The sequence below is a fragment of the Paenibacillus sp. UNC451MF genome (assembly GCF_000686845.1).
Classification (GTDB): Bacteria; Bacillota; Bacilli; order Paenibacillales; family NBRC-103111; genus Paenibacillus_S.
Genome location: NZ_JMLS01000018.1, coordinates 86,877 through 100,187 on the forward strand (window position 1 = coordinate 86,877; position 13,311 = coordinate 100,187).

At 43.8% G+C, this 13,311-nt stretch carries 12 protein-coding genes; 11 read left to right on the forward strand and 1 reads right to left on the reverse strand.

The window, feature by feature from the left end:
• Positions 1-12: 12 nt before the first annotated feature.
• Complete coding sequence (locus BP97_RS0118370; RefSeq protein ID WP_028550407.1) at positions 13-1,569, reverse strand: YifB family Mg chelatase-like AAA ATPase; 1,557 nt, start codon at positions 1,567-1,569, stop codon at positions 13-15.
• Between the two features lie 168 nt (positions 1,570-1,737).
• Here BP97_RS0118370 and BP97_RS0118375 point away from each other — a divergent pair, with 168 nt between their 5' ends.
• From BP97_RS0118375 to flgC, 11 genes are all read left to right on the forward strand, one after another.
• Positions 1,738-1,998 (forward strand): hypothetical protein, encoded by a 261-nt coding sequence (locus BP97_RS0118375; RefSeq protein WP_028550408.1) that lies wholly within the window; start codon positions 1,738-1,740, stop codon positions 1,996-1,998.
• A 342-nt stretch (positions 1,999-2,340) separates the two neighbouring features.
• On the forward strand, positions 2,341-3,501 hold the full coding sequence (gene sucC / locus BP97_RS0118380; RefSeq protein ID WP_028550409.1) for an ADP-forming succinate--CoA ligase subunit beta: 1,161 nt from the start codon (positions 2,341-2,343) through the stop codon (positions 3,499-3,501).
• A gap of 64 nt (positions 3,502-3,565) precedes the next feature.
• On the forward strand, positions 3,566-4,498 hold the full coding sequence (sucD, locus tag BP97_RS0118385) for a succinate--CoA ligase subunit alpha (RefSeq protein ID WP_028550410.1): 933 nt from the start codon (positions 3,566-3,568) through the stop codon (positions 4,496-4,498).
• A 111-nt stretch (positions 4,499-4,609) separates the two neighbouring features.
• Positions 4,610-5,713, forward strand: coding sequence for a DNA-processing protein DprA (gene dprA, locus BP97_RS0118390; RefSeq protein WP_028550411.1), 1,104 nt, complete (start codon positions 4,610-4,612; stop codon positions 5,711-5,713).
• A gap of 42 nt (positions 5,714-5,755) precedes the next feature.
• Positions 5,756-7,840 carry a type I DNA topoisomerase gene (gene topA, locus BP97_RS0118395; RefSeq protein ID WP_028550412.1) on the forward strand — a complete coding sequence of 695 codons (2,085 nt, stop codon included), beginning with the start codon at positions 5,756-5,758 and terminating at the stop codon, positions 7,838-7,840.
• 31 nt (positions 7,841-7,871) lie between these two features.
• Complete coding sequence (gene trmFO, locus BP97_RS0118400) at positions 7,872-9,200, forward strand: FADH(2)-oxidizing methylenetetrahydrofolate--tRNA-(uracil(54)-C(5))-methyltransferase TrmFO (protein ID WP_028550413.1); 1,329 nt, start codon at positions 7,872-7,874, stop codon at positions 9,198-9,200.
• A gap of 217 nt (positions 9,201-9,417) precedes the next feature.
• Positions 9,418-9,963, forward strand: a complete 546-nt coding sequence (gene hslV, locus BP97_RS0118405; RefSeq protein ID WP_028550414.1) for an ATP-dependent protease subunit HslV — start codon at positions 9,418-9,420, stop codon at positions 9,961-9,963.
• A 22-nt stretch (positions 9,964-9,985) separates the two neighbouring features.
• A complete protein-coding gene (hslU, locus tag BP97_RS0118410) occupies positions 9,986-11,380 on the forward strand; it encodes an ATP-dependent protease ATPase subunit HslU (RefSeq protein ID WP_028550415.1) in 1,395 nt (464 codons plus the stop codon).
• A gap of 55 nt (positions 11,381-11,435) precedes the next feature.
• Positions 11,436-12,209 (forward strand): GTP-sensing pleiotropic transcriptional regulator CodY, encoded by a 774-nt coding sequence (gene codY / locus BP97_RS0118415; RefSeq protein ID WP_028550416.1) that lies wholly within the window; start codon positions 11,436-11,438, stop codon positions 12,207-12,209.
• 217 nt (positions 12,210-12,426) lie between these two features.
• A complete protein-coding gene (gene flgB, locus BP97_RS0118420; protein ID WP_028550417.1) occupies positions 12,427-12,831 on the forward strand; it encodes a flagellar basal body rod protein FlgB in 405 nt (134 codons plus the stop codon).
• A 3-nt stretch (positions 12,832-12,834) separates the two neighbouring features.
• The gene (gene flgC / locus BP97_RS0118425; protein ID WP_028550418.1) at positions 12,835-13,281 is read left to right on the forward strand and encodes a flagellar basal body rod protein FlgC; all 447 of its coding nucleotides are present in this window, start codon (positions 12,835-12,837) and stop codon (positions 13,279-13,281) included.
• Positions 13,282-13,311 lie beyond the last annotated feature (30 nt).

The following is a 13,311-nucleotide window of genomic DNA, read 5'->3' on the forward strand; positions in this document are numbered from 1 at the left end:
GTAGGTAAGGTTTTAACCTGAAATCAACGTCTTTTTATCCAAGCTTCGGTATTGGAGTGCCTCTGCTAGATGCGGTGTTTCTATTCGTAAGCTCCCTTCCAGATCGGCAATCGTTCGCGAGATTTTCAGAATCCGATCATAGGCTCTAACGCTAAGCCCCAATACTTCAAACGATTTTCTCAGCATGTACTCGGCGTCGGACTGTAGCTTGCAGTGAGACCGGAGAAGCTTGCCGTGAAGCTCACTGTTAAACATAATGCCAGATTCATCATAGCGTGACAGCTGAATTTGCCTTGCTCGATCTACCTGCTCTTTCATCTCCTCGGAAGATAGCTGAGGCATTGAGTCCATGATCTGACCGTAATCGATACGTGGGACTTCCACCTGCAGATCAATTCGATCAAGGAGTGGGCCCGAAATTTTGGAGCGGTAATGTTCAATTTTTAGGGGACTGCAGGTGCAAGGTTGAGAAGAGGAGTCCGCACCATAATAACCACAAGGACAAGGGTTCATTGATGCGGCAAGAATGAAATGGGATGGAAAACGATAGACCGCTCTAGCGCGGCCAATGGTCACAAAGCGATCCTCCAAAGGCTGTCTAAGAACCTCCAATACGGCACGGGAGAATTCCGGCAGCTCGTCCAGGAATAAAACGCCTCGGTGAGCTAAGCTGATTTCCCCTGGTTTCGGAATGGTGCCACCGCCCACAAGACCTGCTGCCGAAATAGAATGATGCGGCATACGAAACGGTCTCTCACTAATAAGACTGTTGCGATCTGCGAATTTTCCCGAAGCACTGTAAACCTTGGTAACGTCCAGAGCCTCTTTTTCCGACATGTTGGGGAGGATGGTGGGAAGCCGCTTTGCGAGCATGGTTTTACCGGTACCTGGAGGACCAAGCAGAAGTATATTGTGCATTCCTGCCGCACAAATCATCAGAGCTCGTTTGGCATGCAGCTGCCCGTGAACATCACTGAAGTTTTCGGTGAGGCTTGGGGACAACATAGAATTGCCTCCGAGGCTTCTAGGTCGATCGGAGGGCTTCAGGTTAGGATGGAGTAAGGTTTCGGATGCAGCTTGAAGATGGCTGATATGAGCTAACGAACCGATCTCCATTTCTCCGATCAAGTCTGCTTCACTTTCGTTATGAATCGGTACGATCGCACGAGCAATCCCGTTTTCTTTGGCGGTTGCAAGCATAGAAAGTACTCCGGGAACAGGACGAATCGAACCGTCCAAGGCCAATTCTCCAAGAATTAGCGTGGCTTCAGGCTGTTGTAGCTTCAACTGTCCGCTCGTTACAAGAATGCCCATAGCTATGGCCAAATCGAAAGCGGCACCTTCCTTACGAATATCTGCTGGAGCCAGATTGATAGTGATCCGCTGCAGCGGAAACGTGAATCCGCAATTTTTGATGGCAGCCCGTACCCTCTCCATGGACTCCTTTATAGCGCTGTCGGGGAGACCCACGATATTCATCTGAGGTAAGCCATTGCTTAAGTCAACCTCCACTTCGACAAGCTTTCCTTCAACTCCATGTAAACAAGCACTCATTACTTTTCCATACATAACAAAATACACCTTCCCCCTTAGGATCATTAGTCCATTGGGCAAAGGTGCTTCCTTATTGACCCTTATTTAATATATTGTACAAGTAATGTAGAGTAATGGCAATCAAGGATTGGAAATGGATAAACACAGCGTTAAATGGATATACAAGGTAAGGGGGTGAAAGCGATGCAGGAAAAACCTTACTTTTGTCCAAACTGCCGTTCCAACCGAATCAAATTCAGCATGATCTCAAGCTTTTCCCAACGATTTCTGAAGGATGCTATCTCCGGTACGGTTCAAGAAGTGAATGATCCACAGCAAATTCAAGATTCTGAGCCGATGATTCAATGTCTAGTCTGTAACTTTACAGGAAATGAATTAAGATTCATCAAACAGGCGGAGCGGGAGCCGCGTACGATGACCCCGACCAATCCAACCTATATGTAAAGCGTGGAACATTATAACAAAAATGACGTATCTTTTCTTGGAATTTTAGGAAAAGGTGCGTCTTTTTGTTTGCTTTCCATTCCCATGGGAATGATATAATACGGGAAATTTTTCAGAGGCATAAAAAAGTTTGATTGAAAAAAGGAGGCATTAACAGAAAAAATAAGGAAAGTGTCGAAAAAAAGTGGTACAATAGTGAGTGTTTGTTGCGATTAGCCCAGCAAGCAGGAAATATAATGCATCATATCGAACTCTTTTTTCGTTTGATGCGGGGGTAGATGGATGAAACCGTCGGACTCTGGCTCATATAGAAAGCTATCACTGATAGGAGGATTTTGCTAAATGAATATTCATGAGTACCAAGGCAAAGAAGTGCTGAAACAGTATGGTGTTGCCGTACCTGAAGGAAAAGTCGCTTTTACGGTTGACGAAGCAGTTGAAGCTGCAAAGCAGCTTGGAACTTCTGTCGTTGTAGTTAAAGCGCAAATTCATGCCGGCGGTCGCGGTAAAGCAGGCGGCGTAAAAGTTGCTAAAAACTTGGACGAAGTTCGCACGTACGCTGAGCAAATTTTGGGTAAGGTATTGGTTACTCACCAAACCGGTCCTGAAGGTAAAGAAGTAAAGCGTCTTCTCATTGAGCAAGGCTGCGATATTAAAAAAGAATACTATGTGGGTGTAGTCGTTGACCGTGCTACTGGCCGTGTAGTTATGATGGCGTCCGAAGAAGGCGGAACTGAAATTGAAGAAGTGGCAGCTCACACGCCTGAAAAAATCTTCAAAGAAGTTGTCGATCCTGCTGTAGGTCTGCAAGCATTCCAAGCACGCAAATTGGCTTACGCTATCAACATTCCTACTGAATTGGTTAATAAAGCAGTTAAATTCATGATTGCTCTTTATACTGCGTTCGTAGACAAAGATTGCTCCATCGCGGAAATCAATCCTTTGGTTGTTACAGGCGGCGGAGACGTAATGGCATTGGATGCGAAATTGAACTTCGATTCCAACGCTTTGTACCGTCATAAAGACATTCAAGCTCTTCGCGACCTTGAAGAAGAAGATGAAAAAGAGATCCAAGCGTCCAAATTCGATTTGAGCTACATAGCGCTTGATGGCAACATCGGCTGCATGGTTAACGGCGCAGGTCTTGCTATGGCGACCATGGATATTATTAAATACTACGGCGGGGACCCTGCAAACTTCCTAGATGTAGGGGGCGGTGCTACTAAAGAGAAAGTTACTGAAGCTTTCAAAATCATCCTTTCCGATGAAGCGGTAAAAGGTATTTTTGTAAACATCTTTGGCGGAATCATGAAATGTGATGTTATCGCTGATGGCGTTGTGGCAGCAGCAAAAGAATTGGGTCTGACTCGTCCATTGGTTGTACGTTTGGAAGGTACGAACGTAGAGCTTGGTAAGAAAATCTTGAACGAATCCGGCTTGAACATTGTGGCTGCAGACTCCATGGCTGACGGAGCACAAAAAATCGTTGCTCTTGTTAAGTAATGTCCGTTCGGAGCCAACCGTGCGAATTCATCTTCAAATAATTCAAGGGATGTGAACTATACAAATGAGTATTTTAGTGAATAAAGATACGAAAGTAATCACACAAGGTATTACAGGTTCCGTAGGTATGTTCCACACAAAAGGCGGTCTTGACTACGGTACACAAATGGTAGGTGGCGTAACTCCTGGTAAAGGCGGAACGAACATCGACATTACGTTGGAAAACGGCTCTACTAAATCTCTTCCTGTGTTTAACACAGTTGCAGAAGCTAAAGCAGCTACTGGAGCTACGGTTTCCGTAATCTACGTTCCACCTGCATTCGCAGCAGATGCGATCATGGAAGCAGTAGATGCAGAATTAGATTTGACCATTTGTATCACTGAAGGTATCCCTGTATTGGACATGGTTAAAGTTGCCCGTTACATGGAAGGCAAAAAAACTCGCTTGATCGGACCAAACTGCCCAGGTGTTATTACTCCGGGCGAATGCAAAATCGGTATCATGCCTGGATATATCCATACTCCTGGTCACGTAGGCGTAGTTTCTCGTAGTGGAACCTTGACATATGAAGCGGTTCATCAATTGACTACTCGTAACATTGGACAATCTTCCGCTGTAGGTATCGGTGGAGACCCTGTTAAAGGTTCCGAGTTTATCGATATTTTGAAATTGTTCAATGAAGATCCTGAGACTTACGCGGTTATCATGATCGGTGAAATTGGCGGAACAGCAGAAGAAGAAGCTGCTGAATGGATCGCAGCTAATATGACCAAACCGGTTGTAGGCTTCATCGGCGGACAAACAGCGCCTCCAGGAAAACGTATGGGCCATGCGGGCGCCATCATTTCCGGCGGTAAAGGAACGGCTGCTGAGAAAGTTGCTACAATGGAACGTTGCGGTATTAAAGTAGCTCCTACACCTTCCGAAATGGGCTCCACATTGGTTAGCGTTTTGGAAGAAAAAGGATTGCTTGATAAATGCATCACTAAGAAGTAAGAAACGGACAGGCAAGCAGCCTTCCATTCCCTTAAGGGAGTGGAAGGCTTTTTCTTTTTTTCGGACTTATTTTGCAAAAGTTGTTCTTGACGAAGGAGTGATATATACTAGATGGACAATAGAACCATATTAATTGCGCTTCATCAATTAGAAGGGATAGGGTGGAAAACCATTTCGCGCATAATGAGGTGCTTTCCACAGTTACATGAAGCCGCTCAATTGGACAGTAACGATTGGCAAGAACATGGCATTGCAGGCTCCCGTGCGGATGTACTTGCAAGAGCATTTACAGCTCTTGATTCTGAACGAATTGGGATGATGCTGGATACATACAGTTCTAAGGGTATCGGTATCATAACGATTTTTGATGAGGAATATCCTTCGATATTAAAGCAAACTGCCCAGCCTCCTTGGGTTTTATATTACAAGGGGACAACTGATATATTGAACAGACTGTGCATTGGAGTAGTAGGTACACGAACTCCTACGACTTACGGGCGAAGAGCGGCAGAACAACTTTCTGAAGCTTTATCATCCACTCAGGTATGCATAGTCAGTGGACTGGCAAGAGGTATCGACAGTGCAGCTCATGAAGGAGCCCTAAGAGGAATGGGGAGTACGGTAGCCGTGCTAGGCTGCAGTATTGATCAAGTATACCCACCGGAAAATAAGGGGTTATATCAAAGAATCGCCGATCAAGGCTTGATTGTAAGTGAGTATCCGCTTCATATGAAGTCTCACCCCGGATTGTTTCCTCAGAGGAATCGGATTATTGCCGGATTAAGCGCCGGTGTTCTTGTTATAGAAGCGGCGTTGAAAAGCGGTTCTCTTATTACAGCAGATCAGGCTTTGGAGGAATCCAGAGATGTGTTCGCTCTTCCAGGACCTATTACGTCTCCGAAAAGTCAAGGAGCATTAGCTTTGATTAAGCAAGGAGCTAAGCTGGTCACTTGTGCCGAAGATATATTAGAGGAATACCCTCATTGGATATCTTTGGACACATTGAGACACATTAATGCTAATCCTCCCACTCAGCCGGCTCTTTCCAAGGATGAACAAACGATCATTGAGCTATTGCATAAACAATCCATGACCATTGATGAGCTGCTCACACATAGTCAATTTAACTTTGGACATTTGCACTCAGTTCTGTTAAATTTACTAATGACTAAACGAGTGGAACAATTACCAGGTTCTGTATACGCTATATGCTAACGATAATGGAGTCTATTTTATAAATGAAGGGGGCAGGCGCCTATGGCAGATTCCTTAGTCATTGTGGAGTCACCCGCAAAAGCAAAAACCATCGGCAAATATTTAGGCAGCAAGTTTATTGTCAAGGCATCCATGGGCCACATTCGCGATCTTCCAAAGAGCCAAATTGGTGTTGAAATACAGAAAAACTTTGAGCCCAAATATATTACGATCCGCGGCAAAGGTTCCGTATTGAAGGAATTGAAGGATGCCCGCAAAAAAGTGAAAAAAGTATATCTGGCGGCTGACCCGGATCGTGAGGGGGAAGCTATTGCTTGGCACTTGGCTCATTATCTGGAGCTTGAAGAGACGGAAGCATGCCGGGTTGTATTTAATGAAATAACGAAACAAGCGGTTAAGGACGCTTTCAAAACACCTAGAAAGATCAATATTGACTTGGTGAATGCCCAGCAAGCTCGAAGAATTCTAGATCGGTTGGTAGGGTATAAGATTAGTCCTTTGCTCTGGAAAAAGGTTAAGAAAGGATTATCCGCAGGACGCGTACAATCGGTTGCTGTGAAGCTGATATACGATCGGGAAAATGAAATCAAATCATTTGTTCCTGAAGAATATTGGTCCATTACTGCCAAGCTCCTAGCTGGAACATCTGAATTCGAAGCCAAATTCCATAGTGTCAACGGCGAGAAAAAAGAGCTGAAAAATGAACAGGAAGTTAACGAAATATTGGCTTCCGTCAATAAAGCGGATTTTACTATTAATGAAGTAAAAGAAAAGGAACGCTTGCGTAATCCTTCTCCGCCATTCATTACGAGTTCTTTGCAGCAGGAAGCTGCACGGAAATTGAACTTCCGAGCATCCAAAACAATGTCTGTTGCACAGCAGCTTTATGAAGGTATTGATTTGGGCAGCGAAGGGACTGTGGGTTTAATCACGTACATGCGTACGGATTCTACCAGGATATCTCCAGTTGCTCAAGAAGAGGCGAAGGAATTTATTGTCGGAAAATTCGGAGAGAGCTACTATCCGGAGACGCCTCGTGTTTATATTAAAAAAGCAGCCAACGCTCAAGATGCGCATGAAGCTATTCGTCCAAGCTCCGTGCTGCGCGAGCCAGATCAAATTAAAGACCATTTGAGCCGTGACCAGTTCCGTTTGTACAAACTTGTATGGGAACGGTTTGTAGCAAGCCAGATGTCATCTGCAGTTCTGGATACAATGACAGTCGATATTGCCGCTGGGGATAACGTATTTAGAGCTGTAGGCTCTAAAATGAAGTTTCCTGGGTTTATGAAGGTGTATGTTGAAGGTAACGACGATGGCACAACGGAAGAGGATAAGCTGCTGCCTCCTCTGAAGCAAGGCGATAAAGTCAAGAAGAAACAGATCGATCCGAAGCAGCACTTTACGCAACCGCCGCCGCGCTATACGGAAGCAAGGTTGGTTCGTGCTCTCGAGGAGATGGGGATCGGACGTCCGAGTACGTACGCACCAACACTGGAGACAATCCAACGACGCGGCTATGTAGCGATTGAGGAGAAGAAGTTCGTACCTACTGAGCTAGGCGAGCTGGTTATCCAACAGATGATTGAATTTTTCCCTGAAATTTTGGATGTTGAGTTCACAGCCCATATGGAAGAGGAACTTGACCATGTGGAAGAGGGGAAAGAAGATTGGGTAAAAGTGTTAAGCTCTTTCTATCAATCATTTGAAAAACGTCTTGAAGTGGCTGAAGAAGAGATGGAAAAGATCGAAATTCAAGACGAAGTTTCGGATGAAATTTGTGAGAAATGCGGTCGCCATCTGGTATATAAAATGGGCCGTTTTGGTAAATTCCTTGCCTGTTCGGGATTTCCTGACTGCCGCAACACCAAGCCGATCGTGAAAGATATTGGAGTGACTTGTCCGAGCTGTAAAGAAGGGCATATCATTGAACGGCGGAGTAAAAAAGGACGTGTGTTCTATGGCTGTGATCGTTATCCTGAATGTGAATTTGTCTCCTGGGATAAGCCAGTCGATAAGCCTTGTCCTAAGTGCGGTTCATTAGTGATCGAGAAGCGCAATAAAAACGGTGTGTTCCACCAATGCATTCAGTGTGATTTTAAGGAAGAAGTGCAAGAAAAAGAATAACTAAGTTTACGATTTTCAGGAGGTCAGCATCTTGTCAGATACACAAAAAGTAACTGTAATCGGAGCCGGTCTGGCTGGCAGTGAAGCCGCTTGGCAAATTGCCAGCCAGGGAGTGCCCGTTATCTTATATGAAATGCGTCCGGTGAAAAAGACTCCGGCGCACATCTCGGATCAATTCGCTGAGCTGGTCTGCAGCAATTCGCTTCGCGCCAATGGCTTAACAAATGCTGTTGGCGTGTTGAAAGAAGAAATGCGTATTCTGAACTCCCTCATTTTGCGCTGTGCAGACAAGCATGCAGTGCCTGCCGGTGGAGCTCTTGCTGTAGATAGGGAAGGCTTCTCGGCTGAGGTTACTTCGATGCTGCGCAATCATCCACTCATCGAAGTGCGTAATGAAGAACTGCAGGAGCTGCCGGAAGGAATTACTGTCGTGGCTACAGGCCCATTGACTTCACCTTCGCTATCTGCTCATCTGCAATCTTTGATGGGTGAAGAGTATTTATATTTCTATGACGCAGCTGCTCCGATTGTAGAGAAAGATTCCATCGATATGAGCAAAGTGTATCTTGCTTCACGCTATGATAAAGGTGAGGCGGCCTATCTTAACTGTCCGATGACGGAAGAAGAGTTCAATGCATTCTATGATGCTCTTATTTCAGCTGAGGTTGCACCTATTAAAGAATTTGAGAAAGAAATATATTTTGAGGGCTGTATGCCTATTGAAGTTATGGCCAAACGTGGTAAGCAAACTGCATTGTACGGCCCGATGAAGCCAGTAGGCTTGATCAATCCGCATACCAACGAGCTTCCATATGCCGTTGTTCAGCTCCGTCAAGATAACGCAGCAGGCACATTATACAATCTTGTTGGCTTCCAAACTCACCTTAAGTGGGGGGAACAGAAGCGGGTGTTCTCGTTAATACCAGGACTTGAAAATGCAGAGTTTGTGCGCTATGGAGTTATGCATAGAAATACATTTATTAATTCTCCGAAGCTTCTCAAGCCTACCTATCAATTTACGAAACGCGACAACTTATTCTTTGCTGGACAAATGACTGGTGTGGAAGGTTATGTTGAATCGGCCGCCTCGGGATTGATAGCAGGAATGAACGCTGCTCGTTATGCTAAATGCCTGGATTGTCTTGTACTTCCTGCCGATACGACACTTGGAAGTATGGCTCATTATATTACAACAGCTGACTTCAAACATTTTCAGCCGATGAACGCAAACTTTGGACTGCTTCCTCCGCTAGATGAGAAGGTCAAAGTGAAAAAAATTCGTTATGAAAAAATTGCTTTACGTGCAATTGAGAAAATTCAGAATTTTTCCCAAAACGAATACAATTCCACTTGTAAGTAAAAGCTTTACTATGATAATATAAAATTGCTTTTGAATGTCAATTTTATTGAACTCTTTGAATTGGATATTTGAATTATCGAACCTCTGCATCGCGGCTGCTCTGTTAGTGCGTCCTCGAACGAGGTTTTTCTATTGAATACCTGAATATAAAAGTATTGAGGTCGCTCATCTTTGAAAATTCGTCTATAGACGGTTTTCTAATGGAGGTATATTTTGTATGGAACAAACCTTTCACGCTACTACAATATTTGCCATACGTCATGACGGGAAATGTGCTATTGCCGGAGATGGACAGGTAACGTTCGGCAATAGTATGGTAATGAAAAATTCAGCCAAGAAGGTACGTAGACTTTACCGTGGCAAAGTTATTTCCGGCTTTGCTGGCTCGGTCGCCGACGCCATTACTTTGTTTGAAAAGTTTGAAGCTAAGCTGGAGGAGCATCACGGTAATTTGCAGCGTTCTGCAGTAGAACTCGCCAAAGAATGGCGTTCAGATCGTGTGCTGAGAAGACTTGAAGCGATGATGATCGTTATGGATGCAAGCAGTGTGCTTCTTATATCAGGGAATGGTGAAATCATCGAACCTGACGATGGGATTTTAGCAATAGGATCTGGGGGCAGCTTTGCCTTGGCAGCAGGAAGAGCGCTTCAGCGGTACGCGCCGCAAATGAGCGCTAAAGAAATTGCTCACGCTGCATTAACGATGGCTGCGGAAATATGTGTTTTTACCAATCACAATATTATTGTAGAAGAAATTGAGTAGACGATAATAAGGAGGGAATCCCTTGAAGCATACCGCATTGACACCAAAAGAGATTGTCGCCCAACTGGACAAATATATTATCGGGCAGAAGAAAGCTAAGAAATCAGTGGCTGTTGCGCTTCGTAACCGTTATCGTCGCAGCCTCCTGGATGAAACGATTCGCAATGAAATTGTCCCTAAGAATATACTCATGATCGGACCGACAGGCGTAGGGAAAACGGAAATTGCACGTAGACTCGCTAAGCTGGTCAATGCCCCCTTTATTAAAGTAGAAGCTACGAAATTTACGGAAGTGGGGTATGTAGGGCGAGATGTGGAAGCTATGGTCAGGGATTTAGTTGAAACCTCCATTCGAATGGTAAAGGCTGATCGTACAGATAAACTGAAAGACAAAGCGGAGCAAATGGCTAATGAGAGAATCGTGTCAATCCTAGTGCCCGGATCATCTAAATCAAAGACACAGCGAAATCCTCTTGAAATGCTATTCGGCAATCAATCTTCCAATGAGACGCATGAACCAGAAGTGGACCATAATGTGCATGCACGCAGACAGGAGACCAAAGAACGTTTGGCAAAGGGAGAATTGGAACAGCAAATGATTGAGATTGAAATCGAAGATAATTCTCCGTCTATGTTAGATATGCTGTCTGGCCAAGGCAATGAGCAAGCTGGTATGAACATGCAGGAACTATTCGGCAATTTCATGCCCAAAAAAACGAAAAAACGCAAGCTTCCAATTAAAGAAGCTCGTAAACTGTTGATCCAAGAGGAAGCACAAAAACTCTTGGATATGGACGAAGTCATTCAAGATGCCGTTACGCGTGCTGAACAGCATGGTATTATTTTTATCGATGAAATTGATAAAATATGCAGTAATGGTCGCAGCGGCGGACCTGACGTATCAAGAGAGGGAGTACAACGAGATATACTTCCTATAGTTGAAGGATCTACTATAATGACTAAGTACGGTCCAATACAAACCGATTATATATTGTTCATCGCAGCAGGGGCGTTCCATGTATCTAAGCCTTCAGACCTAATTCCGGAGCTTCAAGGACGTTTTCCTATCCGTGTAGAACTAAGTAGCTTAACGCAACAGGACTTTGTGCTCATTTTGAAAGAGCCAAAACATGCATTAACCAAACAATATACAGCATTATTGGAAACAGAAGGAATTCAGGTGCAGTTCTCCGATCAAGCTATAGAAGAAATAGCCAAAATAGCAGCAGAGGTTAATCAGAATACGGATAATATCGGAGCAAGAAGATTGCACACAATATTGGAAAAGCTTTTGGAGGATTTATCATTCGAAGCACCGGAAATCACACTAGAGCAGATTGTGATTACACCGGAGTATGTTCGTGAGAAGCTCACTGACATTGTGCAGAACCGCGACTTAAGCCAATATATTTTATAATGAATAATGAGGAGTGTGCGGCACTTTAAAGCTAGTCGCTCTGGGAGGCAGTATCATGACATTGTTGACGAAGACGAGAAGATTAAACAAGTTGCTCCAAAAGGAAGCTGGGAATCCGGTCAGCTTTATGAATATGGCAGAAGTGCTTGGGGATATACTGCAGGCGGATATTTTTGTAGTGAGCCGTAAAGGGAAAGTATTAGGAAAAGCATTAACGGTTTCGGAATCCGCTGACAATTTGAATGAAACGGTATTGTTAGAGAATCGATTCCCGCACGAATATAACCAGCTATTATTGAAGGTCGAGGAAACCTCTTCCAATATGAGTGCGTTAAGCGATTATAATGTTTTCGGAGATAGGGTACCTGAGGATGGCATTTACATAACCATTGTACCCGTGATAGGCGGCGGAGACCGATTAGGGACTCTGATCTTAACAAGGCAAGCAGGCGGGTTTATTGATGACGACCTGATCGTAGCGGAATATGGATCGACGGTTGTAGCCATGGAAATATTGCGAGAAAAAGCAGAGCAGGTTGAGGTTGAAGCAAGAAGTAAAGCTGTCGTTCAAGTGGCGGTAGGCTCCTTATCGTTTAGTGAGCTGGAGGCTGTTGAACATATTTTTGAACAGCTGGAAGGTTCTGAAGGATTATTGGTTGCAAGTAAAATAGCGGATCGTGTCGGAATTACGAGGTCGGTTATTGTCAATGCATTAAGAAAATTGGAAAGTGCCGGAGTTATCGAAACCCGCTCATTGGGAATGAAAGGGACGTATATTCGGGTATTAAATGATCAGTTAATTCAGGGTATTCAAAGTTTGAAAATATAGTAAACAAGCAGGTTCTAAGCCCTATAGCTCAAATATAGGGCTTTTTTCATATTGTAATAGATTGCTAATATCTTCATTATAGAAATAGTTCTGGGCGACTACATTTTATTCCAATTATCCACATTATTTTTCGATTAATATGTCGAAGAAAGGAGGATAATGGAGTTAATTTGTTGAATAGTACAAACTAAACATCACCGTGAAGGTAGGATCGTGCATGAATATTCTAAATAAGCCGTCATTTAATCAGCTAGAACGTTCCCTGGATGCTGCTTCAGTGCGTCAACGTGTTATTGCGGACAATGTAGCCAATGTGGATACACCGCTCTTCAAAAGGTCAGATGTGCGTTTTGAGGAATTGCTGCAAAATGAAATGAATGGTACTAATTCACTTCAGGGCTATAGAACGGATCCACGACATTTCAATATTGGACGTCCTGCAATGCCAGAGGCTCAGATTGTTCGAGATAATTCGTCGGCGATTAACAACAACTTAAACAATGTCGATGTAGACTTCGAAATGTCTCTGTTAGCAAAAAATCAATTAAGATATAACGTTATGATTCAAGAGGTTAGCAGTGAAATTAAAAAAGCGAGAACGGCAATTGGAGGGCGAGTTTAATAGATGAAACTAACGAATGGTTTTGACATCAGTTCTTCTGCACTAACGGCACAACGCTTTCGGATGGATGTGATATCTTCCAACATTGCCAATGCCGATTCCACTAGGGCGAAGATGGTTAACGGCAAATGGATGCCTTATCAAAGAAAGCTGGTTACTATAGAACCTAAGCAGCCATCATTTGAACAAGCACTTCAAAACGCGCAATCGGATTCAGTTGGAGAAGGCGTTAAAGTAACAAAAATCATTGAAGATACTTCTCCCTTTAAGCAGGTTTACAATCCGACTCACCCAGATGCAGACGAGAATGGATTTGTGATGATGCCGAATGTTGACGTGCTTAAAGAAATGGTAGATATGATATCTGCAACTCGATCCTATGAAGCGAACGTTACTGCATTAAACGCATCGAAATCATTTATTACTAAAGCTTTAGAAATTGGTAAATAAAGAATTATTAATTTATAAAAGGAGATTCCA